Origin of the sequence: Arthrobacter sp. OAP107 (assembly GCF_040546765.1) — a bacterium.
Classification (GTDB): domain Bacteria; phylum Actinomycetota; class Actinomycetes; order Actinomycetales; family Micrococcaceae; genus Arthrobacter.
This window is the reverse complement of sequence record NZ_JBEPOK010000001.1, coordinates 2,247,348-2,269,404: the sequence shown is the minus strand read 5'-3', so window position 1 is coordinate 2,269,404 and position 22,057 is coordinate 2,247,348. Positions and strand designations below refer to the sequence as shown.

Annotated in this window: 20 protein-coding genes; 9 read left to right on the top strand and 11 right to left on the bottom strand. The window is 67.3% G+C overall.

The genetic code is table 11. The annotated features are described in order from the left end of the window. The first annotated feature begins 121 nt into the window (after window positions 1-121). Genes ABIE00_RS10625 through ABIE00_RS10615 form a run of 3 tightly spaced genes read left to right on the top strand, consistent with a single transcriptional unit; the run spans window position 122 to window position 3,484 of the window. A complete protein-coding gene (locus ABIE00_RS10625; protein ID WP_354263320.1) occupies window positions 122-1,717 on the top strand; it encodes a circularly permuted type 2 ATP-grasp protein in 1,596 nt (531 codons plus the stop codon). Next, window positions 1,710-2,636: an alpha-E domain-containing protein gene (locus ABIE00_RS10620; protein WP_331568815.1), complete on the top strand. Its 927-nt coding sequence runs from the start codon at window positions 1,710-1,712 to the stop codon at window positions 2,634-2,636. Before ABIE00_RS10625 ends, ABIE00_RS10620 begins: the two co-directional genes overlap by 8 nt. Further along, window positions 2,633-3,484: a transglutaminase family protein gene (locus ABIE00_RS10615; RefSeq protein ID WP_354259972.1), complete on the top strand. Its 852-nt coding sequence runs from the start codon at window positions 2,633-2,635 to the stop codon at window positions 3,482-3,484. Before ABIE00_RS10620 ends, ABIE00_RS10615 begins: the two co-directional genes overlap by 4 nt. Before the next feature lie 15 nt (window positions 3,485-3,499). Here the strand turns inward: ABIE00_RS10615 and ABIE00_RS10610 are convergent, their stop codons facing one another. The 3 genes from ABIE00_RS10610 to glgC all read right to left on the bottom strand — a co-directional run bounded on the left by ABIE00_RS10610 (window position 3,500) and on the right by glgC (window position 7,069). Continuing rightward, window positions 3,500-3,982 carry a pyridoxamine 5'-phosphate oxidase family protein gene (locus ABIE00_RS10610; protein ID WP_354259969.1) on the bottom strand — a complete coding sequence of 161 codons (483 nt, stop codon included), beginning with the start codon at window positions 3,980-3,982 and terminating at the stop codon, window positions 3,500-3,502. A gap of 156 nt (window positions 3,983-4,138) precedes the next feature. Next, on the bottom strand, window positions 4,139-5,590 hold the full coding sequence (locus tag ABIE00_RS10605; protein WP_354259966.1) for an SDR family NAD(P)-dependent oxidoreductase: 1,452 nt from the start codon (window positions 5,588-5,590) through the stop codon (window positions 4,139-4,141). Between the two features lie 63 nt (window positions 5,591-5,653). Beyond that, window positions 5,654-7,069 (bottom strand): glucose-1-phosphate adenylyltransferase, encoded by a 1,416-nt coding sequence (gene glgC, locus ABIE00_RS10600; RefSeq protein ID WP_354259963.1) that lies wholly within the window; start codon window positions 7,067-7,069, stop codon window positions 5,654-5,656. 99 nt (window positions 7,070-7,168) lie between these two features. On the opposite strand from glgC, the gene glgA reads away from it, so the two are divergent. Next, entirely contained in the window at window positions 7,169-8,365 is a 1,197-nt protein-coding gene (gene glgA, locus ABIE00_RS10595; RefSeq protein WP_354259960.1) for a glycogen synthase, read from the top strand. 133 nt (window positions 8,366-8,498) lie between these two features. Here glgA and ABIE00_RS10590 read toward each other — a convergent pair whose 3' ends face one another. Both ABIE00_RS10590 and ABIE00_RS10585 read right to left on the bottom strand, forming a co-directional pair. Next, complete coding sequence (locus ABIE00_RS10590; protein ID WP_354259957.1) at window positions 8,499-10,586, bottom strand: acyl-CoA dehydrogenase family protein; 2,088 nt, start codon at window positions 10,584-10,586, stop codon at window positions 8,499-8,501. Between the two features lie 34 nt (window positions 10,587-10,620). Further along, window positions 10,621-11,301 (bottom strand): TetR family transcriptional regulator, encoded by a 681-nt coding sequence (locus ABIE00_RS10585; RefSeq protein ID WP_502914281.1) that lies wholly within the window; start codon window positions 11,299-11,301, stop codon window positions 10,621-10,623. A 67-nt stretch (window positions 11,302-11,368) separates the two neighbouring features. Here ABIE00_RS10585 and ABIE00_RS10580 point away from each other — a divergent pair, with 67 nt between their 5' ends. The 3 genes from ABIE00_RS10580 to ABIE00_RS10570 are packed head-to-tail and all read left to right on the top strand — an operon-like array spanning window position 11,369 to window position 14,956. After that, a complete protein-coding gene (locus ABIE00_RS10580) occupies window positions 11,369-12,721 on the top strand; it encodes an acetyl-CoA C-acetyltransferase (RefSeq protein WP_354259951.1) in 1,353 nt (450 codons plus the stop codon). Next, window positions 12,714-14,048 (top strand): 3-oxoacyl-ACP reductase, encoded by a 1,335-nt coding sequence (locus tag ABIE00_RS10575; protein WP_354259948.1) that lies wholly within the window; start codon window positions 12,714-12,716, stop codon window positions 14,046-14,048. Before ABIE00_RS10580 ends, ABIE00_RS10575 begins: the two co-directional genes overlap by 8 nt. Beyond that, window positions 14,045-14,956 (top strand): MaoC family dehydratase, encoded by a 912-nt coding sequence (locus ABIE00_RS10570; RefSeq protein ID WP_354259945.1) that lies wholly within the window; start codon window positions 14,045-14,047, stop codon window positions 14,954-14,956. The genes ABIE00_RS10575 and ABIE00_RS10570 overlap by 4 nt, the downstream gene beginning before the upstream one ends. On the opposite strand, the gene ABIE00_RS10565 is transcribed toward ABIE00_RS10570, so the two are convergent. The 4 genes from ABIE00_RS10565 to ABIE00_RS10550 are packed head-to-tail and all read right to left on the bottom strand — an operon-like array spanning window position 14,953 to window position 18,246. Further along, on the bottom strand, window positions 14,953-16,065 hold the full coding sequence (locus tag ABIE00_RS10565; protein WP_354259942.1) for an FUSC family protein: 1,113 nt from the start codon (window positions 16,063-16,065) through the stop codon (window positions 14,953-14,955). The two genes, ABIE00_RS10570 and ABIE00_RS10565, sit on opposite strands and share 4 nt — an antisense overlap. Window positions 16,066-16,091: 26 nt before the next feature. Then, window positions 16,092-17,273: a glutathione S-transferase family protein gene (locus ABIE00_RS10560; protein WP_354259939.1), complete on the bottom strand. Its 1,182-nt coding sequence runs from the start codon at window positions 17,271-17,273 to the stop codon at window positions 16,092-16,094. Window positions 17,274-17,282: 9 nt separating this feature from the next. Continuing rightward, the gene (locus ABIE00_RS10555; RefSeq protein WP_354259936.1) at window positions 17,283-18,047 is read right to left on the bottom strand and encodes a M50 family metallopeptidase; all 765 of its coding nucleotides are present in this window, start codon (window positions 18,045-18,047) and stop codon (window positions 17,283-17,285) included. 40 nt (window positions 18,048-18,087) lie between these two features. Next, window positions 18,088-18,246: a hypothetical protein gene (locus ABIE00_RS10550; RefSeq protein WP_331568787.1), complete on the bottom strand. Its 159-nt coding sequence runs from the start codon at window positions 18,244-18,246 to the stop codon at window positions 18,088-18,090. A 157-nt stretch (window positions 18,247-18,403) separates the two neighbouring features. On the opposite strand from ABIE00_RS10550, the gene ABIE00_RS10545 reads away from it, so the two are divergent. Together ABIE00_RS10545 and ABIE00_RS10540 are read left to right on the top strand one after the other, a co-directional pair. Then, window positions 18,404-18,868, top strand: a complete 465-nt coding sequence (locus tag ABIE00_RS10545) for a GatB/YqeY domain-containing protein (protein ID WP_354259932.1) — start codon at window positions 18,404-18,406, stop codon at window positions 18,866-18,868. Window positions 18,869-19,016: 148 nt separating this feature from the next. Beyond that, window positions 19,017-19,214 carry a hypothetical protein gene (locus ABIE00_RS10540; protein ID WP_331568783.1) on the top strand — a complete coding sequence of 66 codons (198 nt, stop codon included), beginning with the start codon at window positions 19,017-19,019 and terminating at the stop codon, window positions 19,212-19,214. 84 nt (window positions 19,215-19,298) lie between these two features. Here the strand turns inward: ABIE00_RS10540 and ABIE00_RS10535 are convergent, their stop codons facing one another. Further along, complete coding sequence (locus ABIE00_RS10535) at window positions 19,299-20,459, bottom strand: glycerate kinase (protein WP_354259930.1); 1,161 nt, start codon at window positions 20,457-20,459, stop codon at window positions 19,299-19,301. A gap of 1 nt (window position 20,460) precedes the next feature. After that, window positions 20,461-21,915: a C4-dicarboxylate transporter DctA gene (dctA, locus tag ABIE00_RS10530; RefSeq protein ID WP_354259929.1), complete on the bottom strand. Its 1,455-nt coding sequence runs from the start codon at window positions 21,913-21,915 to the stop codon at window positions 20,461-20,463. Window positions 21,916-22,057 lie beyond the last annotated feature (142 nt).

The window sequence follows — 22,057 nt, the reverse complement described above, 5'->3', positions numbered from 1 at the left end:
GAAGTCTGGCACCTCCCAACCTTGCCGGACGTCGACGCCAAAGACCAACCGGAAGTCCCGCCAACACGCCAGGGCGGAACGGGAAATGAATTCGCAACAAAAAGGTGGTTGGCTAATGACCATGTCTGACCTATTCCAGGATTACTCCGAGGCTGCCGGCCGCACCGGCGCCTACGACGAGATGTTTGCCCCCGGGCAGAAAGCACGCCAGTCGTACGGCCAGGTTGCCGGTGCCCTGCGGGAGCTGTCCCTGGCGGACGTCAGCGCGCGGGCGGACTCGATGGCGAGAACGTTCCTGGACCGCGGCGTGACCTTCGACTTCGCGGGCGAGGAGCGCCCGTTTCCGCTGGACATCGTGCCGCGCGTCATCCCTGCCAGTGAGTGGGACGTGCTGGAACGCGGCGTCGCCCAGCGGGTGCGCGCCCTCGAGGCGTTCCTGAACGACGTCTACGACAAGATGACCGTGGTGTCCGACGGCGTGATCCCGCGCCAGCTGATCACCACCAGCGCCCACTTCCACCGCGCCGTGCACGGCTTTGAACCTGCCGGCGGGGTCCGGGTGCACATCTCCGGCATCGACGTGGTGCGGGACGCCGCGGGGACTTTTCGGGTCCTGGAGGACAACGTCCGCGTGCCGTCCGGGGTGAGCTACGTGCTGGAGAACCGCCGTGCCATGGCAAAGGGCCTCCCGGAGGCCTTCGGCCAGCAGCTCATCCGCCCGGTGGAGGAGTACCCGCGCCGGCTGCTTTCCGCCCTCCGCAAGACGGCGCCGTCGGGCGTGGACGACCCCACTGTGGTGGTGCTCACCCCCGGGGTCTTCAACAGCGCCTACTTCGAGCACACCCTGCTGGCCGGCCTGATGGGGGTGGAGCTCGTGGAGGGCCGCGACCTCATCTGCCGCGGCAACCGCGTGTACATGCGCACTACCGCCGGCGAGCAGCGCGTGGACGTCATCTACAAGCGCATCGACGACGACTTCCTCGATCCCCTGCAGTTCCGCTCCGACTCCATGCTGGGCTGCCCCGGCCTGGTCAACGCCGCCCGTGCAGGAGGCGTCACCATCGCCAACGCCGTGGGCAACGGCGTCGCGGACGACAAGCTCGTCTACAGCTACGTTCCGGACCTGATCCGGTACTACCTCGGCGAGGAACCCGTGATCGCCAACGTGGACACCTTCCGCCTCGAGGAGAAGGAAGCCCGCGAGCATGTCCTGGACCGGCTGGACGAACTCGTGGTCAAGCCCGTGGACGGCTCGGGCGGCAAGGGCCTGGTGATCGGCCCGGACGCGTCCCACGACGAACTGGAGGCGCTGCGCAAGCGCATCATTGCCGACCCCCGCGGCTGGATCGCGCAGCCGGTGCTGCAGCTGTCCACCGTGCCCACGCTCAGCGGCGACAAGTTCGGCCCCCGGCACGTCGACCTCCGCCCGTTCGCGGTCAACGACGGCGACGACGTCTGGGTGCTGCCGGGCGGGCTCACCCGGGTGGCCCTGAAGGAAGGGTCACTGATCGTGAATTCCAGCCAGGGCGGCGGGTCGAAGGACACGTGGGTGCTGGCCGGTTCGCCGCAGGTACCGGTGGAGCGGCTGCCGCGGCCGTCCGTCACCGTCCGCGAGCGGGTCTCCGTGTGGCCGGTCGAGAGCAACTGGCGCGACCGGCAGTCGGAACAGCAGCAGCAGCAGATTTCTGACGCGCAGGAGGTACCCGCGAATGCTTAGCCGAATTGCCGAATCCCTGTTCTGGATCGGCCGCTACGTCGAACGTGCCGACGGCACGGCCCGCATCCTCGACGTCCACCTGGAGCGCCTGAACCACCTGCCCACCGATGAGCGGCGCAGCGTTGCCCGCGAACTGCTCGGCGTCATGGGTGCGCGCCCGCAGAGCGAGGACTTCGGGCTGGAGGAACTGCTCCACGCCCTCGCCTACGACAAGCACAGCGCCACCTCGATTGCCGGGTCCCTTGGCGCCGCCCGCGAGAACGCCCGGCGTGCCCGCGAAACGGTGTCGTCCGGCCTCTGGGAGAGCCTCAACACCACGTACTACGGGCTGAACCAGCACCGCAAGGACGTGGTGGGCACGTACCGCTTCTGCCACTGGGTGCTCGAGCGCACCGCCATGGTCAGCGGCCTGGCCGACACGACGGTCAGCCACGATGACAGCTGGCTCTTCCTGGCACTGGGCCGTTCGCTGGAGCGTGCCGACATGACTGCCCGGATGCTCTCCACCCGTGACGTCCTCTCCGCAGGCATGTCGTGGGTGAACATGCTCCGCTGCGCCGGCGCCTATGAGTCCTTCCTGCGGACCCGCCGCGCCGCGTTCGGCGACCAGCACGCGGCCGAGTTCCTTCTGCTGGACCGGCTGTTTCCGCGCTCCATCGTCTACGCCCTGCGCGACGCCGACGACTGCCTGGCCAAGCTGGACCCCTCGGCCCAGCGCGTCGGCTTCATCAACGACGCCCGCCGGATCGTGGGCCAGGCCCGCACGTTCCTGGAGTTCCACCGCACGGACGACCTCATGTCCGAGCTTCCGGAGCACATGGAGCGCGTGCAGAAGGCCGTCGCCCAGGCGTCCGACGCCATTTCCCGTAAGTACTTCAATCAGGCGGATGAACTGGCCTGGGTGGGAGAAGTTTCATGACCCGGCTGAGCATCGTCCACCGGACCGGCTACAAGTACAAGCGGCGCGTCACGCTGTCCTACAACGAGGCACGCATGACGCCGCTGACGGACCCGCAGCAGGTGGTGCTGGAGTCCTCCATGAAGGTCACGCCGTCGCAGGCCGCGGTCAGCAGCTACCGCGACTACTGGGGCACCAGGGTCACCGCGTTCGACATGCAGATGCCGCATGAGCACCTGGAAGTCCTGGCCACCACCACCGTGGAGGTTCACCGGGCGGTGCGTGTTCCGTCGGAGGCCGACATTGTGGGCTGGGACGACCTTGCTTCCCCCGAGACGCTGAACCAGTTCAGCGACTGGGTCCCGCAGTCACAGCTGACCGGCCCGGGGGAGGAGGTCCTCGGCATCATCCCCGGCGTGGTGGAGGGCAAGAACCCGCATGAGGCCGCCATGGCCATCTTCGCGTGGATGCGCGGCGAGATGACCTACATGAAGGGCACCACCGGGGTCACCACCAACGCCGAGGAAGCCTGGAACCAACGCCAGGGCGTCTGCCAGGACCTGGCCCACCTCGCTATCGGCGCACTGCGCAGCTGCCGCATCCCGGCCCGTTACGTCTCCGGTTACCTGCACCCGCGTTCGACGGCGGACATCGGTGAGACGGTGGCCGGCCAGTCCCACGCGTGGCTGGAATGGTGGGACGGCGAATGGCGCAGCTGGGACCCGACCAACCACAAGCCGGCCGGCGACTTCCACGTGACGGTGGCCCGCGGCCGCGACTACCGGGACGTGCCTCCGCTGAAGGGCATCCTGTCCGGCGGCGGCGGCTCGAACCTGAGCGTGAGCGTGGAGATCACCCGCCTGGCCTAAGCCAGTACGGGCGGGTCACTCCGGCGAGGCCTTCACCGCGCCGCTGAGCTGGGTCCACCAGGTGAGCGGCGGCGTGACCTTGAAGCGCCGGCCCGTGACCGAATCAGGCGTAATGCGGACGAAGTGGTCCTTCTGGCCTGCCTGCCACGGGAAAAGGTAGAGGCTCGCGGAATCGAGGATCTCATCGGTGCCCTTGAGCGCCGCGGCCTTCCCCTTGACCACCACGCTCCAGGCCATCCCCGAATCGGCATCCACGCCATCGGCTTCCAGGGCCACAGGGGATTCCCCGAGGGCGCCACCAAGCTTGGTGCCCTCGGCAGTGCGGAACACCAGCGTGCCGTGGTCCACGGTGTAGTTGAGCGGAAAAATATCCGGGTGGTCCTCCACCCAGACAGCCAACCTGCCAACCGAAACCTGCCGGAGCAGGCTCCAGCACTGGCTGGAGTCCAGATGCTCGACGGAATGTTGGGAAGCGTCGGTAGGCTGAACGTTCGTCATGGACCAGAGCCTACGCTGGAGCCGTAGGTCCCGCCAGAGCGCAGCTGGCTACTCGAACGACGCCCTGCGGCGGTCATCGATCCGGGTTGACCGGATGTGCGGGGCTGCCACTTGAAGCGGTGGCCGGTCAGCACCGCGAGAAAGACAGTCCCGGTTCTACCAGGGGCTTGCTTTGTAATCCTTCAGGAACACCCCGTACTGGTCTTCGCCCTTTTCGCCCATGACGATGGGGTCGTAGACCCTGGCCGCGCCGTCCACCAGGTCCAGGGGCGCGTGGAAGCCTTCCTCCATCAGCCGGACCTTGGTGTAGTGCGGACGTTCGTCGGTGATCCATCCGGTATCGACGGCGGTCATGAGAATCCCGTCGGTCTCCAGCATCTCCTGGGCACTGGTCCGGGTCATCATGTTCAGGGCCGCCTTGGCCATATTGGTGTGCGGGTGCCCGGGCCCCTTGTACGCGCGGGAGAACTGGCCCTCCATGGCGGAGACGTTGACGATGTACTTGCGGCGGGCAGTGGACCGTTTCATGGCATCCCGCAGCCGGCTGACCAGCAGGAAGGGAGCGGTGACGTTGCAGAGCTGCACCTCAAGCATCTCCAGCGGATCCACCTCGTCCACCACCTGCGTCCAGCTGTTGATGGTGGCGAGGTCCGGGACCAGGCCGCCGGCGTCGATGGCCGTTCCGGCGGCGATGCGCTCCAGGGACGCCGAACCGGTGGAGAGCGCCAGCGAGGTGACAGCGTCGCCTGCCAGCACCGGGTGCTCGGTGACGCTGCTGGCGATCGCGAGGGGGTGCTTGTCGTGCGCGTGGCCGAAGGTCACGAGTTCCGGGCCTCCATTGGCTGCCTCCAGGGCTGCGGGGAGCGGCTCGTCCTCGGCATCCACCAGCGGCTTGTAGGCATTGCCGGAGCGGCGCACCGTCTGGGCGGCGTTGTTGATGATGATGTCCAGCGGCCCGGCGGCATTGAGGTCGTCGGTCAGTGCCATGACCTGCGAGGGGTCGCGGAGGTCGATGCCCACGATCTTCAGCCGGTGCAGCCAGTCCCCGCTGTCCTCCATGGCGGCGAAGCGGCGCGCGGCGTCCTTGGGGAAGCGCGTGGTGATGGTGGTGTGCGCGCCGTCGCGCAGCAGCCGCAGGGCGATGTACATGCCAATCTTGGCACGGCCGCCGGTCAGCAGGGCGCGCCGGCCGGTGAGGTCAGTGCGTGCATCGCGCTTGGAATGGCTGAACGCCGCGCATTCGGGGCACAGCTGGTGGTAGAAGGCGTCCACCTGGGTGTAGTGCTGCTTGCAGATGTAGCAGGGCCGGGACCTGATGAGGTGGCCGGCGACCTTGCCCGTGGCGGACGGGGCGAGCTTGTTGCCGCGCGTCTCGTCGTCGATCCGGTCCGGTGCGGCCGTGGCGGTCTGGGCAATGACGGCGCGGTCCGCTTCCGCGATCAGGTCGCGCTTGGTGACGCGGCGGTGCCGCTTGACCGCCTTGAACATCTTGCCGGTGGCGCGGCGCACCGAGACGTAGTCGGGGTGCTCCTCGTCGTAGACGTGGATGGTGTTCAAAACCTTGAGGCAGGCCTGAATCTCTTCAGGCGTCAGATCGGCGGAGCTCATTGATCTGATTTTACAGCCTGCGGAGGGTCAGACCTGCCTCAAGGAAATCCCTTGAACAGGGGATCAGGAACGGACGGCCTGCTGGGCCGGGGAGTCAACGCCCACGGCGGCAGCCTGGCCCTTGCCCACCTGTTCAACTGAGTTGCGGACCTCGGGCCAGTTCTCCGTGGCGGCCTTCACCGCATCCGGGACCAAGTGCAGGTTGGCGGCAGACAGCGCCCGCTCCTCGTCGCCCGGCTCAGGAACAGCCTGGCCCTTGGAGAGCACAGTGATGCCCGAGTCAGTCACCTTGAAGCCGCGGGCGCGGTCCAGCTCAGGATCGAGGCCGATGGCCGCTCCGGCGGGCACCTTGACGTTCTTGTCGATGATGGCCCGGCGCACCACGGCGCCTTCGCCGATCTGGACCTTGTCCATGAGCACCGAGTCGATGACGCGGCTGGCCGACCCGACGTAGACGTCGTTGGACAGCACGGAGCCCTCCACGATGCCGCCGGAGATGACCACGCCGCTGGCCACGATGGAATCGAGGGCCGTTCCCACGGTGTTGTTTTCACCGCGGACGAACTTGGCGGGCGGGGCGATGCTCTGGCGCGTGTAGATGGGCCATTCGGAGTTGTACAGGTTGAACACCGGCAGCGGCGAGATCAGGTCCATGTGGGCGTCGTAGAAGGAGTCGATGGTGCCTACGTCGCGCCAGTACGTCCTGTCCCGTTCGGTGGAGCCGGGAATGTCGTTGAGGGTGAAGTCGTACACCCCGGCCTGTCCCTGGTTCACGAAGTAGGGGATGATGTCCCCGCCCATGTCGTGCTTGGTGTCCAGCCGTTCCGCGTCGACGTGGAGGGCGTCCACCAGGGCGTCGGCGTCAAAGACGTAGTTGCCCATGGATGCGAGGAACTGCGTGGGATCTGCGGCCAGGCCCGGGGTGGAGGCGGGTTTCTCCACGAACGCAGCGATCTTCTGCGGGTCTTCGGGGTCCACCTCGATGACGCCGAACTGGTTCGCCATGTTCAGGGGCTGGCGGACGGCGGCCACCGTGGCCTTCGCGCCGCTCAGGACGTGCTGCTCAACCATCTGGGCGAAGTCCATGCGGTAAACGTGGTCGGCACCCACCACGACGACGATGTCCGGGTTGGCGTCATGGATCAGGTTCAGGGACTGGTAGATGGCGTTGGCGCTGCCCAGGAACCAGCTCTTGCCGACGCGCTGCTGGGCCGGGACGGAGGCGACGTAGTTGCCGAGCTGCGTGGACATCCGCCACGTCTCGGAGATGTGGCGGTCAAGGCTGTGGGACTTGTACTGCGTCAGGACCACGATCTGCAGGTACCGGGAGTTGACGAGGTTGGACAGCGCGAAGTCGATGAGGCGGTAACTGCCGGCAAAAGGCACGCCAGGTTTCGCCCGGTCTGCCGTCAGCGGCATAAGACGGTTTCCCTCGCCCCCTGCAAGGACAATGGCCAGGACTTTCTTTGTTAACGGCATGGTCGCTCCTGTACGCCTTCGTATCTCCCCAAAAAATCCGGTTTGTCCGGACTTTCTTCACACTAGAACAGTTCCACCGTAACGACTACCTTGGGTAACGTGCGAATAGACATTGTGACTAAAGAATTCCCGCCGGAAATTTATGGCGGCGCGGGCGTCCACGTTGCCGAGCTGAGCCGGGTCCTGGCCCAGCACGTCGACCTTCAGGTGCGTGCCTTTGGCGCGCCCCGGGACGCCGACTACCATGGCGCCTCCGTGACCTCCTACTCGGTGCCCGAGGATCTGGGGGCAGCGAATGCTGCTGTGCAGACCCTGGGCGTGGACCTGCGCATCGTCCCGGACGTTGCCGGCGCGGATCTGGTGCATTCGCACACGTGGTACGCCAACATGGCAGGCCACCTGGCCTCGCTGCTGCACGGCATCCCGCACGTGCTCAGCGCCCACAGCCTGGAACCGCTGCGGCCCTGGAAGGCCGAGCAGCTGGGCGGCGGCTACGCCCTGTCCTCGTGGGTGGAGAAAACCGCGTACGAGGCTGCAGCCGCGATCATCGCCGTGTCCGAGGGCATGCGCCAGGACATCCTGCGCAGCTATCCGGACGTGGACCCGGCCAAGGTCAAGGTGGTGCACAACGGCATCGACGTCAGCCTGTGGAACCGCGACGAAAACGACGACGTCATCCGCACCCTGGGCATCGACCCCGCACGTCCCAGCGTGGTGTTTGTGGGCCGCAACACCCGGCAGAAGGGTGTCCCGTACCTGCTGCGGGCAGCCGCCAAACTCCCCGCGGACGTGCAGCTGGTTCTTTGCCTCGGCGCCGCCGATACGCCGGAACTGGCAGCCGAGACCGCCCGGCTGATCGAGGAGCTGCAGAGCCAGCGCAGCGGTGTGGTGCTGATCGAGCGCATGCTTCCCCGCAACGAGCTCATCCAGGTCCTGAGCCACGCCACCGCGTTCGCCTGCCCCTCCATCTACGAACCGCTCGGCATCGTGAACCTCGAAGCGATGGCCTGCGGCGCCGCCGTGGTGGCCAGCGCGACCGGCGGCATCCCCGAGGTGGTCAACCACGGCGAGACCGGGCTGCTGGTGGACCTCGAGCAGGTGACCGACGGAACCGGCACGCCGCTGGACCCGGAGAAGTTCGTCAGCGAGTTCGCCGCGGCCCTGACCGAGGTCGTGTCCGACCCGGAACGGGCCCGCGCCATGGGCCAGGCCGGCCGCAAGCGCGCCGAGGAGCACTTCTCCTGGGAGTCGATCACCCAGACCACGCTGGACGTCTACCGCTCCGTCTTGAGCTAGCGTCTCCCAATCAACACAAACGCCCGACGGCGGCGCCCCCCTTTCGGAGGCACCGCCGTCGGGCGTTGTGCTGTTCAATCACTGGTTGAGCCTGGGGCCACGACCGCCAGGCACCCTGGCCGAGCTTGCTAGGTTAGGGAGCGGTTGGGGAGCGGAGCGACTTCTCCGGCACGGGGGCTGTGCCGCTGGCTCGCTGCACCCGATAGTAATCGCGGGCCTCATCCTGGCGGACCTTTTCAGCGCCGGTGGCGATGGCGGCGCGGAGGTGGGCCTGGCCGTAGCCGAACGCGTCCACGAGGTCCAGCGCATGCGGGCGCAGCTTGACCAGGAGCCGGTTGATGTACCCGCCCACCGTCCGTGCGCGCTGCATCGAGAGCCTGCCGTTCATGAGGTACCACGAGAGGCTGTTCTCGATGAGGGACAGCCCGAACAGGTCTCGGAGCCAGGTCAGCACGGTCCGGGTTCCCGGGTCGGTGATCTTGCCCAGCGCCTCGGTGAAGGCCTCCCACTGCAGCAGTTCGGCATGCGCACGCGCGGCGTCGATGAGCTCGTCCTGGTGCCGGTTGAACAGGGCCGACGCCTCGCGCTGCGGCAGCCGGCTGGCTCCCCTGAGTGCCGTGGCTGCTTCGGCAACCATGGTCTGGACCCGGTCCGTGAGGAGGGCGCGCTGGCTCTCCTCGTCGCGGAGGGCAATGGCCGCCTTCTGGACGGAGCCGTTGTCCGCCACGAACTGTGCCACTTGGCGCAGGCCGGTGCGGTGCACGGCAGTCCCGGCGGCCTGGTTGACCACGTACCGAGCCAGCACCCCGAACGTGGCGCTGCGGAATTCCTTGGCGTAGTCGGCCAGCAGACGCTTGGCCACGAGCTGCAGCAGGACAGTGTTGTCACCCTCGAAGGTGACATAGACATCCAGGTCGGCACGGAGCGAGGCAAAGCGGTTCTCGATCAGGAACCCCGCTCCGCCGCAGGCTTCGCGGCATTCCTGCAGCGTGTCCAGTGCGTGCCAGGTGCTCAGCGGCTTCAGCGCCGCGGCGAGGGTTTCCAGGTCCTGGCGGTCCTCGTCTGTGTCGTGGGCGCCGGAAAAGACGTCGTCCAGCTTGTCAAGCAGCTGGTCATGGGCGAAGCCCGCGGCGTACGTGGTGGCAAGCCGGGTGAAGAGCCGGCGCTGGTGCCGCTGATAGTCCAGCAGCACCTCTTCCTCGACGGGGGAGGACGCGTTGAACTGCCGCCGTTCCGCGGCGTAGGTGATGGCCGTTTTCAGGGCGATCTTGGACGCTGCGACGGCGGCACCGTCCAGGCTCACGCGGCCCTGCACCAGCGTGCCGAGCATGGTGAAGAACCGCCGCCCGGGGCTCGCGATGGGCGACGTGTAGTTGCCCTCGGCATCGACGTCGCCGTAGCGGTTGAGCAGGTTGGTGCGGGGAACCCGTACATGGTCGAAGTGCAGCCTGCCGTTGTCGATGCCATTGAGCCCGCCCTTCACGCCGTCATCCTCGCCGCCGATCCCCGGCAGGAACGCCTTGGTGACGGGATCGCGCAGGTCCACGTAGAACGCGTGCACACCATGGTTGACCCCGCGCGTCACCAACTGGGCGAACACCACCGCGCCGAGGCCGTCAATGGCCGCGTTGCCGATGTAGTCCTTCCAGGCGGCGCGGAACGGGGTGTGGATCACAAACTCCTGCGCGTCCGGGTCATAGGTTGCCGTGGTGGCGATGCTGGCGACGTCCGAGCCGTGTCCGGTTTCGGTCATGGCGAAGCAGCCCGGGATGTCCAGGTTCATGATGCCGGGCAGCCACTTCCCGTGGTGTTCCGCCGTGCCCAGGTGCATCACGGCCGAGCCGAACAGGCCCCACTGCACGCCGGCCTTGATCTGCAGGGACGGGTCTGCCGTGACGAGCTCCTCAAAGCCGGCGATGTTGCCGCCGTGGTCGTCGGATCCGCCGAAGGCGGCCGGGAAGGCGCGGTGGACGGCGCCGCTGTCCACCAGGTGCTTCAGCTGCCCGAAAGTGCGGGTCCGGTGCTCAGTGTGCGTGAGCCCTTCCGTCTTGTGAAGCTCCTCGCGTGCTGCCAGGTCCCGCGCCTGCCGGCGGACGTCGGCCCACTTGCCCAGGAGCAGCTCACCCAGGGCGGCGACGTCGACGGCGGGCGGCGGACCGGCCGTCCCGGTCGAAGCTGCGTGGGTGGTTGTGCCCGCCGGGCGGTCGGCTACTTCAGTCATGTCGCTTCCTTCGTTGGTGATGACAGGTTCGGTGCTATTGCATGTCCGTGAGTTCCGGCGCGATGCCGACGCACAGCCAATCGGTGATTTGGCGTGCCATGGTTTCCTGATCGGGCTTCGCCGCGGATTCCGGGCTGGCCAGCCACTGTTCGCCGGCGTTGCGGACCAGGCCGATGGCGGCGTTGGGCCAATAGCCGACGATGGACTCCCTGCCTTCGCCGAGGTGGGCGCGCATCGGCGTGGCGATCATTTCCGCGATGGCATCAAAGAAATGGCCCAGGGCGCCGGCGGTCGTGATCGAGGTGGGACCGCCGTCGGACTCCGCGGCGGAGTGCCGGGTCACGAACGTGTAGACGTTGGGGCTGGTTTCAGCCATCTGCAGGTAGGCCGAGACCATGGCGAGCAGACCCTCGCGCGGCGTCTGCGCGCTTTGCGCCGCCTCCCTGATGCGCTGCTGCATCTGTCCCAGCACCACTTCCCCCACGGCCTGCTGCAGTCCGGCCTTGTCCCCGAAGTACCGGTAGAACACGGACTTTGATGTGCCGGCCGCCGCGGCAATGTCCTCCATGGACGCGTCGCTGCCGAGCGCGTGCACGGCCCGCCGGGCCGCCTTGATGAGTTCGCGCCTGCGTTCTTCCCGGTGCCCCTGCCAGCGCGAGGCGCGGCCGTCCACGGCTTCTGTTGGGGAGCCGTCGGACGGGGGAGGAGTGGTCAAGTTCACGATACCCAGCGTATCAGGTACGCTGGGTATCGATAACCAGCCGGATCAAAGGAGATAGCACATGCCCGTGAATCGTCAGCCTCAAACCGTGCGGAAAGCCGTGGTGGTGGGCGGCAACAGGATCCCCTTCGCCCGGACAGGCGGTGCGTACACCAAGTCGTCCAACCAGGACATGCTCACCGCAGCACTCGACGGCCTGATCGCCCGCTTCGGCCTGCAGGAGGAGCGCATCGGCGAAGTGGCCGCGGGTGCCGTCCTCAAACACTCCCGGGACTTCAACCTGACGCGCGAGGCAGTCCTGGGCTCGGCACTGTCGCCGGAAACTCCCGCCTATGACCTGCAGCAGGCCTGCGCCACCGGCCTGGAAACAGTGCTGGGCCTGGCCAACAAGATCAGGCTCGGCCAACTGGAGTCCGCCATCGCCGGCGGCGTGGACTCCGCCTCGGATGCTCCCATTGCCGTCAGCGAAGGCCTCCGCGAGGTTCTGCTGGACCTTAGCCGCGCCAAGACGCTTCCGCAGCGGCTTCAGATCCTGGCCCGCCTTCGCCCCAAGGACCTGGCCCCGGACGCACCCAACACGGGAGAGCCCAGGACCGGCCTCTCGATGGGTGAGCATCAGGCCCTGACCACGGCCCAGTGGAACATCTCCCGCGAGGCCCAGGACGAGCTCGCCCTCAACAGCCACCGGAACCTCGCGGCCGCCTATGATGCCGGCTTCTTCGACGATCTCCTCACGCCGTACCGCGGGCTTACCCGGGACTCCAACCTCCGGCCCAATACCAGTTCCGAAAAGCTGGCTTCGCTCAAGCCCGTGTTCGGCCGGAACCTCGGTTCGGAAGCCACCATGACGGCCGGCAACTCCACGCCGCTCACCGACGGCGCCTCTACGGTGCTGCTCGCCTCGGAGGACTGGGCAGACCAGCACGACCTGCCCAAGCTCGCCACCATCCTCGATGGCGAGGCAGCCGCCGTCGATTTTGTCCACGGCAAGGACGGACTGCTGATGGCACCGGTTTTCGCCGTCCCGCGCCTGCTGGCGCGCAACGGCCTCACCTTGGACGACATCGACTTCTTCGAGATCCACGAAGCCTTCGCCGGGACGGTGCTGAGCACGCTCGCCGCCTGGGAGGACGAAAAGTTCGGCCGCGAGCGCCTCGGATTGGATGGTGCGTTCGGCAAGGTCGACCGGTCCAGGCTCAACGTCAACGGATCATCGCTCGCAGCCGGGCACCCGTTCGCTGCCACGGGCGGACGCATCGTGGCCACGCTGGCCAAGATGCTGCATGAGAAGGGCAACGCCGGTGGACGCCCCGCCCTGGGGCTTGTGTCCGTCTGCGCCGCCGGCGGCCAGGGCGTCGTCGCGCTGCTCGAGGCGTACACGGAAAGGAACACCCCGGGGGATATCGATGACTGACACCTACGCCCGGCTGGTGAACCGCGGCCTCGGACGGGATCTCGCCCGGAAACTCGGCCTTCCACAGCCGGCCGAACTGCGGCGCTACCGGAGTGGCCAGCCACTGATCGAGGGGCCGGTCCTGGTGGGCGGTTCAGGCCCCGGTGCCGACGCGATTGCCGCAGAACTGCTTTCGTGGGGACTCGACGTCCGGCGCCACGCCGTGCCCAAGGAAAAGCTTGGCGGAATCGTGCTGGTGCTCGACACCCTCGAAGCCCCCGGCGACCTGGAGCACCCTGTCCTTGCGGCTGCTCCGTCACTGCGGGATCTTGCCCCCGGCGGACGGGTGGTGACTGTCTCGCGCGTGCCCGGCGGTCCGCCAGCCACGGCCGCCGCACGGCAGGGCGTAGACGGTCTGCTGCGGTCGCTGGCCAAGGAACTGCGGGCGGGAGCCACCGGAAACGGCATCCTCCTCGCCGAGGACGTCAGTCCCACCGCCCCTTCGGCCCTGGGGGCCCTGCGCTTCTTCCTCTCGGGCCGGTCAGCGTTCGTGGACGGCCAGTTCGTCCGCGTCACTTCCGGGGAAGGCAGGCTGCCCGACGACGCCGAGGCACCCCTCGCGGGCAAGGTCGCGGTTGTGACCGGTGCGGCCCGCGGTATTGGCGCGGCCATCGCCCGGACGCTGCACCGTGACGGCGCCACCGTGGTGGCGGTGGACGTTCCCGCCGCCGGGGACCATCTGGCGGAGGTTGCCAACGGGATCCGCGGCACCGCGCTGCAGCTGGACATTACCCGCGACGACGCCGGGCAACGCATCATCGACCATGCCGTGCACCGCCACGGCCGGCTCGACATCGTGGTCCACAATGCCGGCATCACCCGGGACAAGCTGCTGGTCAACATGGACCCGACCCGGTGGGGTTCGGTCATTGAGGTGAACATCGCCGCCCAGCTGCGCATCAATGAGGCGCTCCTTGCCTCCGGGCACTTCCGTTCCGCGCCGCGCATCGTGTCGGTGGCCTCCACGAGCGGAATCGCCGGCAACCGCGGGCAGACCAACTACGCGGCGTCCAAGGGCGCGGTCATGGGCATGGTCCGGGCCACCGCACCGCTTCTGGGGCAGTACGGCGGCTCGATCAACGCCGTGGCACCCGGATTCATCGAGACAGAGATGACGGCCCGCATCCCGTTCGCCACACGGGAGATTGCCCGGCGGCTGAACTCCCTGCAGCAGGGCGGGCAGCCGGGGGACGTTGCCGAGGCCATTTCCTTCCTCGCGGGCGATGCCGCCGGGGGCATTTCCGGAGAGGTGCTGAGGGTATGCGGACAAAACCTGGTGGGGGCATGACCGCCAGCCAGCCCCTGATCCTGGAGGAGATGCCGTCCCTCTCCAAGCTGTACGTGAACGCGGCGGCCACGGCCGCCCGCCGCAGGATCCTGGGTTCCCAGGCCGAGGGCGTGCTGCCCGCAGTAAGCCACGAAGTCAGGGACGTCCGGCCCGACGTCGAAATCCTCACGGCCTACCAGCACCTGCTGGGTGAGTCTGCCAGCGACATTCTTCCGGCGGGGTTCATCCATGCAATGGCATTCCCGGTGGCGATGAGCGTCATGAACCGCGAAGATTTTCCGCTTCCCCTGCTGGGGATGATCCATCTGCGGAACGTGATTGAGTACCGCAGACCGGTCAGGTTCACTGAACCCCTGGACATTGTGGCCGCAGCGGAGACGCTCCGGGCTCACCGCGCCGGAACCCAGGTGGATATTGCGGTGGAGGTGCGCGCGGCCGGTGACAGCGCCGTGTCCTGGTGCGGCGTGTCCACCTATCTTGCCAAGGGTGTGTTCCTGCCCGGCATCGATAAGGCCTCGGCGGCGGCGGCGCCCCAGGGGTTCTCGGCACCGGATCCCACCGGGCTCTGGGAACTTGGGGTGGACACCGGCCGCGCGTACGCCGCCGTGTCCGGGGACTTCAACCCCATCCACCTCAGTGTCCTTTCCGCCAAGGCCCTGGGCCTGCGCCGGTCCATCGCCCACGGCATGTACCTCGCGTCGCGGGCACTGGCGGACGTGGGCGCAGCCAAGGGCGACGCCTTCCGCTGGGACGTGCAGTTCGAGGCACCGGTTTTCCTTCCCGCACGTGTGGCGCTGGAGATTTCGACGGCGGAGTCCGGGGACGGCGGCTGGCTCCGGTCCCACTATGTGGCCTGGAGCCAGCGGTCCGGCCGGAAGCACTTCAGCGGATCGGTGGCTGCCCTCTAATTGCTGCGGTCGGGCTGCCTGCCGTTGGGGTTGGCGACCCGGAGGATACGGTGCAGGCTGAGCAGGATTGATCCTGCGGCGCTCGGCGTGCCGGCCTCGATGTCCTCGGAGGCGGTGCGCCCCTCGAGGGAGGAGACGGCCGAGCGGGCCGCCTGGAACAGCTCAGCCTGCCGGTCGGCATCGTCCTCCTCCGCCGAACGCAGCACCTCGCCCACAGCGGCAAGGGCCTCCGCCAGCGGTTCGCTGTAGGGAAGGGGAATCGTGAACGGCATGTCTTCGTTCCAGATGACGTCGGAAAGCACCTCGGTCATGTCCTGGATGTGGAAGGTGATCTGCTCCAGCTCGCGTACGGTGCGGTAGTCCTTGTCCACGTCGCGGGGATGGAAGCGGCGCCGCGGATTGGCCTCTCTGCTGGCATCGGCCTTCTGCACGGCTGCCCGGACCGAACGCGCGGACTGGGCGAGGTCCTCGGACCGGCGAGACCAGTCCTCGTGTTCGGGAGGCCACTTTTCGTGCATGGCCGCCCCCATGTCCTGCAGCTGGCGGGCCAGCGACAGCCGGAGCTCCGCGAGGCTGAGGGCGGCAGCATTGAAGTGCAGCGGGGGAAACACCAGGAGGTTGACGGCGATGCCAACCACGACACCCACGCCCATCTGCAACAGATACCCGAAGGAAAAATCATCCGGGTTCTGTCCGCCAACCAGCAACACCAGCAGGGCCGCCGTCGGAATCCAGTCGCGGCCCGCACCCAGGCGCGGCAGCCCCGCCAGCAGGACGCCCAGTGCCATGACAACCGCCACGCTGAGCGGTGTGGCACCGAAACTGATCAGGACAAACGCCAGGCCGATGCCCACACCCAGCCCCAGCAGGGTCTGAAAACCCTGGCGCATCGAACCCGAAACGTTCTCGTACATGGCCACCAGCGCACCGAGCGGAGCATAGTACGCGTAGTGGGCGGCAACCCCGGGCATGAGGGGCGCCACCCAGATCGCGATGCCCGCTGCCAGTCCTGCCTTCGCCGCCAGCTGCAGGCGCGGCGCGGCGAGGGCGCGCGCAACGCTGGTGGCCGCGGAGCGCCAGATCTTCCGCGGCAACGTATCCCGTTCCATCTTTTCTCCAGCCCTGGCAGCGCCGGCTAGGCGGCCCCGTGCCCCGCGGCCACTTCCTCGCCGGCCTTGACCGGCCCCGGGGGCGTGCCCTCGCCAAAGGGGGTGCCACCCAGCGACTCCCGCCCGTGTGCCGTCAGCCAGCCGGACAGCTCGGGGCCCGCGGGGACGATCTGCGTGGGATTAATGTCCTCGTGCACTATGTAGTAGTGCTGCTTGATCTGCACGAAGTCGATCGTGTCCCCGAAGCCGGGCGTCTGGAACAGGTCCCGGGCATAACCCCAGAGCGCCGGCATTTCGATGAGCTTGTTCCGGTTGCACTTGAAGTGGCCGTGGTAGACGGCATCGAAGCGCGCGAGCGTGGTGAAGAGCCGGACGTCCGCCTCGGTGATCGAGTCGCCCACGAGGTACCTCTGGCCGGTCAGCCGCTCCTCGAGCCAGTCCATGGTGTCCCACAGCCGGGTGTAGGCAGCATCGTAGGCCTCCTGGGATCCGGCGAAGCCGCACCTGTAGACACCGTTATTGACCTCGGTGAAGACGCGCTTGTTGACGCTGTCGATTTCCTCGCGCAGGTGCTCCGGGTACAGCTGCGGAGCGCCGGGGCGGTGGAAGTCGGTCCATTCCGTGGAGAAGTCCAGCGTTATCTGCGGGTAGTTGTTGGTCACCACCGCGCCGCTGGCAACGTCCACCAGGGCAGGAACCGTGATGCCGCGGGGGTAGTCCGGGAAACGGCGGAAATACGCTTCCTGCAGGCGCTCGATGCCCAGCACAGGATCCTTGCCGTCCGCATCCAGGTCGAAGGTCCAGGACCGGGCATCGTGGGTGGGGCCAGGCTGGCCGAGGCTGATGACGTCCTCGAGACCCAGGAGCCGGCGGACGATGACGGTGCGGTTGGCCCACGGGCATGCCCGCGCGGCGATCAGCCGGTAGCGTCCCGGCTCCGCCGGCCAGCCTGGTTCACCGTTAGGCCCGGGGGTGCCGTTCCTGGTGATGCGGTCCTCGATGTAGTTGGTGTCCCGGTTGAACTCGCCGCCCGTGACATAGGCACCCTTTGTACTAAGTTGATCCGTGCCTTCTTGTTCGGTGCCTTGTTGTTCGGTGCCTTGTTGTTCCGTGGTGCGGGGCTCCGCGGCGTGCAGTTCCCTGCTGCGCGGTTCCCCGGCATGGCGTCCCCTGCTGTGTGCTTCGACTGTGCTGGTCTTCTCACTCATGGCACCAGACTATGTTGCCGCGCCAAAGACCCGCGACATCGGCAGCCAGGCAAGTACCCAGCAGCCTGCCACCACAAGGGAGAACAGTGCGATCCAGACGCCGGACGGCACGGCGGTGGCGCGGTACAGGATGTAAGCGTCGGAGGACCGCAGCTGGTCGCGGCGCCGGAGGTGGACGTTCGTGAGCTTGAACAGGTCACGGACGGCGGCAACCAGGAGGGCCACGCCCAGGATGATCGCCACGTGGCCGGTGAACGCGGCGGGCACATTGATGATCATGGCAGCCACCGCCACCACAGCCCCCAGGAGGATGAGCACGCCGGCGGCATTCCGGATGAAAATCAGCGACGCCAGCAGGATCAGCAGTCCGGCAGACATGGCTGCCGGCCCCCACCCGCTGAAGCCCGCCCACACCAGGGCGGCACCGGTCACGCCGGGAACAGGATAGCCCCAAAAGCCTGACCATACGGCGGCTGCACGTCCCCGGGTATAGGACGTGGTGGTGCCGCCGTGGATGAGCTGCAGCCTGATGCCGCCCAGCCGCTGTCCGCTGGTGAGGGCGGCAAAGGCGTGCCCCAGTTCATGGGTCACCGTGGCGAGCAGGCCGAAATAGCGCCACGTGGCACGGGGGACAGAAAGGACCGCCGCGATGAGCACGACGGCCAGGAGCTCGGTGACGGAGACTGCGGGAACGGCGGCCTGGGTGAATCCGGCAATCACCCGGTCGTACCATTGTTCGGGCAGCGACGGGCCGGGGACTTGCACATAAACCATAGGAATCAAGGCTACAGGGGCTATGCCCTTGGGGCCCGGCTCACAGGCCGGGCAGTGTGGGCGGATCCTCCATCAGCGATGAAGCGTCGTCCGGAACCACCAGATCCAGCATGCTCACCACGGGGGCTTCGCCCATCGCGACAAGGAGCTCATTGATTGACATCTGCCCGGCAAGTTCACCGGGATGTTCCTCTTCCATACCTAGAACATATGTGCGAGTGACGCTGACGGGGGCGAAGGACACGCGGCAACAGCCGATCCGGGGCGCTGCAGGTCCCGGACAGTGGGGGGTTCTGGCAGTGCAGCCCGGCCGGGTCCACGATTGAGGTACACACTGATCCCGAGAGAAGGACATCATGGCCACGCTGAAGGAACGCCTCCACGGGGACGTCGTTGCACATCTGAAGGAGCACAACAAGGTGGCCCTGGGCACCGTTCGCAGCGTCCTGGGCGAGATCGAGACCCGGGAGAAGTCCGGCAAGACGCCGGTGGAGCTCGACGACGCCCAGGTGACGGCGCTGCTGCAGAAGGAGGCCGCGAAACGGCGCGACACCGCCCGCATCTACACGGAGGCCGGGGAACCGGAGCGGGCAGCCACGGAAGTCGCCGAAGCCGAGGTCATTGAGGCCTACCTGCCGAAGGCTCTCTCCGCCGCCGAGGTGGAAGGCATCGTGGACGAGGTCATCGAGGGCTTGCGGGCGGACGGCACGGAGCTGTCGGTGCGGCACATGGGCGCCGTGATGAAGCCAGTCACAGCCCGGGTCGCGGGGCGCTTCGACGGAAAGGCCGTGAGCGACATCGTCCGCCAGCGGCTCGCCTGAGCAGCACAGTTTCCAGCCCATCGGCACCATCCCCTCAACGCGCACCGTCCCCTCAATCGACACGCTCGCTCAATCGACCGTCCCCTCAATCGACAGCGTCCGGCAATGGGAGGACGATTAAGCTACACCAACTGTTAGGAGGTCGGTGATGTGCTATTCATCGTGTGAGGGATGGCGGAATTACAGGAAGGAAGCGGCGAAGGAGGCCGAGGGACGTCCGGAGGCAAGGCCGGCCGAGACCCCCGAACCCCAGGTGCAGGCAGAGGAAAGCAGAATGTGGGCCTACCTCGCCCGGCTGGAGGAAGCCGCCGACCGCGAGCCTGACCGCATCCGCGAGAACGCGTAGGCACAACAAAGGAAAGACCCCGCCAGCGCGGGGCCTTTCTTTGGGACTTCTGCTCTTTCTGCTTTCTGCCCTGCCTGTCTCCGGCTACAGGATGTCTGCCGCTATGTCCTGCCCGATCCGGCGCAGCAGGGCGGCGGACAGCCCGGGGTCCCTGGCGGAGTCCCGGTCCGTGTACTCCGCCAGTGTGTAGACCCGGCTCAGTGACATCTCGGCCCAGCGCTCCTCCGGGAGCAGTGACCTGCCTGCGACGGCGATGACCGGTTTCCCGCCCGAGCGCTGTGCGACGGCGGCAGGGAGTTTGCCGGCCAGGGTCTGTTCGTCGATGCTGCCCTCGCCGGTGATGACGACATCGCAGCCGTCCTTGCGGGTGTTGAAGTCCAACAGGTCCAAAAAGTAGTCCGCGCCTGACACCTGCGTTGCCGCCAGGAGCAGGCAGGCGAAGCCGAGTCCGCCGGCGCTGCCGGCGCCGGCGGACTCCGCCAGCTTCCCGGCGTCGGCGATCCCCGCCTCCGACAGCTTGTCCACAAAGCACTTCAGCCCGTCCTCGAGAACCGCGATTTCCCTGGGCCCCGCACCCTTCTGCGGCCCGAAGACGGCGGGAGCGCCCTGACGGCCAAGCAACGGATTGTGCACATCGCTGGCCATGACCAGCTCGACGCCGGCCAACCCTGGAGGGCTGGTCCACTCAATGGACCGGATCCGGCCCAGTGCTTCGCCGGTGCCGTTGAGCTCATGTCCGGCAGCGTCAAGGAAGCGGTAGCCCACAGCGGACAGCATGCCCATGCCGCCGTCGGTGCTGGAGCTGCCGCCCAGCGCCAGCACTACCCGAGCCGGCTTGAGGCCGAGGGCGAACAGGACCGCTTCCCCGAAACCGCGGCTCGAGGCATTCAGCGGGTCCAGCTTGCCGTCCGGCAGCAGTGCGAAGCCACAGGTATTGGCCACCTCGACGACGGCCGTGGCGCCGTCGAAAGCGACGTCCGCCTGGACGGGCCGGCCGGTAGGACCGGCCACGGTGACGCTGTGCCGGGCAAAACCGGAGGTGACTGCGGCATCCACACTGCCATCCCCGCCGTCGGCCAGCGGAAGCAGGTCACAGCGGACCGCCCCGGGCCTGCCGGCCGTGTCAGTCGCGGAGCGGAGCCCTGCAGCCAGGGCATCGGCCACCTCAGCCGCGGTGAGGCTGCCTTTGAACTTGTCGGGTGCGATCAGGACCCTCAGGGGAACCGGTGCGGTGGCGTGGTCCATGTCAGATGGATTCCGAGTAGGCGGGGCTGCGGTCAAGGGCGGGGTCCGCCGTGCGGTGTTTCGCATCCTGGCTGGTGTGGTGCCCGTATTCGCTCAGGTTCGCGTCGATAGAAGTGGCCTCGCCGGCGTGCACGGGATCCTCGGCAGCCAGCGGCTCGACCGTCTCCCCGGCGAAGACCCGGCGGGCCCGGTCGGCGTCGAGGGTGCGGTCCCACCAGGCGATGAAGAGCGTGGCGACGGCGTTGCCGGTGAAGTTCACCAGGGCACGGCACTCCGACATGAACTTGTCAATGCCGAAGATGAGCATGATGCCGGCGGCGGGGATGGTGCCGAGCGTGGTCAGTGTGGCGGTCAGGGCGATGAAGCCGCCGCCGGCAACGCCGGCCGCACCCTTGGAGGTCAGCAGCATCACGGCGAGCAGGCCCAGCTGCTGGCCGATGGTGAGGTTCGTGTTGGTGGCCTGGGCGATGTAGAGCGCGGCCAGGGACAGGTAGATGGCGGCGCCGTCGAGGTTGAAGCTGTACCCGGTGGGGACAACGAGGCCCACGGTTTCCTTCTTCACGCCGGCATGCTCGAGCTTGCGCATCAGGCCGGGCAGCGCCGGTTCGGCGGTGGAGGTGCCCAGGATGAGCATGTACTCCTCTTTGAGGTGGCGGATCATCGTGAAGATGTTCAGCTTCAGGAAGGCCATGACCGAGCCGAGCACGATCACGACGAAGAGGATCGAGGTGGCGTAGAAGAGGGCGATGAGGCCGCCCATGCTGGTGAGGGACGAGACGCCGAACTTCCCCACGGCGTAGGCCATCGCTCCGAAGGCGCCGATCGGGGCGGCCTTCATGATGAAGCCCAGGATCTTGAACATCACTGCGGTGAGGCGCTGCACGCCGTCCAGGACGGGCGCGCCCACCTTGCCCATGGCGTTCAGGGCGATGCCGAAGACGACGGCGATGAAAATGATCTGCAGGATATCGCCTTCAACGAAGGGCCCCACGATGCTGTTGGGGATGATGTGCGTGAGGAACTGCCACCACTCCTGGTGCTGGCCGGCGTCGATGAGCTTCGCAGCGGATTCGGTGGTCTTGATAGTGCTCGCGTCGGCGTTGACGCCGTCTCCGAGCCGGAAGATGTTGATGGCCACCAGGCCGAAGGCCAAAGCGCAGATTGTGCCGATCTGGAAGTAGGTGAGCGCTTTCAGCCCGGTCATCCCCACCTTTTTCAGGTCGGCGACGCTGGCGATGCCGCCCACGATGGTCAGGAACACGATCGGGCCGATGAGCATCTTCATCGCGTTGACGAAGGTGGTGCCGATGGGTTCCATGGCGATGCCGGCGGCCGGGGCCAGCCAGCCGAGCAGGATGCCGAAGACAATGGCTGTCAGCACCCAGAAGTACAGCTGCCTGTACCAGCGTGTCTTACGGGCCGGCGTTGCCTGGCCCGCAGTGGTGGTGTGGTCCATGATTCCTACCTCGTTGTGGAATGTCTTTGGAGAAAGTTAGGGGTTGGCTATGCGCCGTCCCGGGGACCCGATGCGAGCATGCGAGCGTTGGGACGGGGCTTCCGCGGGACGACGGCGGCCGGCCGGCCGCCGTCGTACGTTT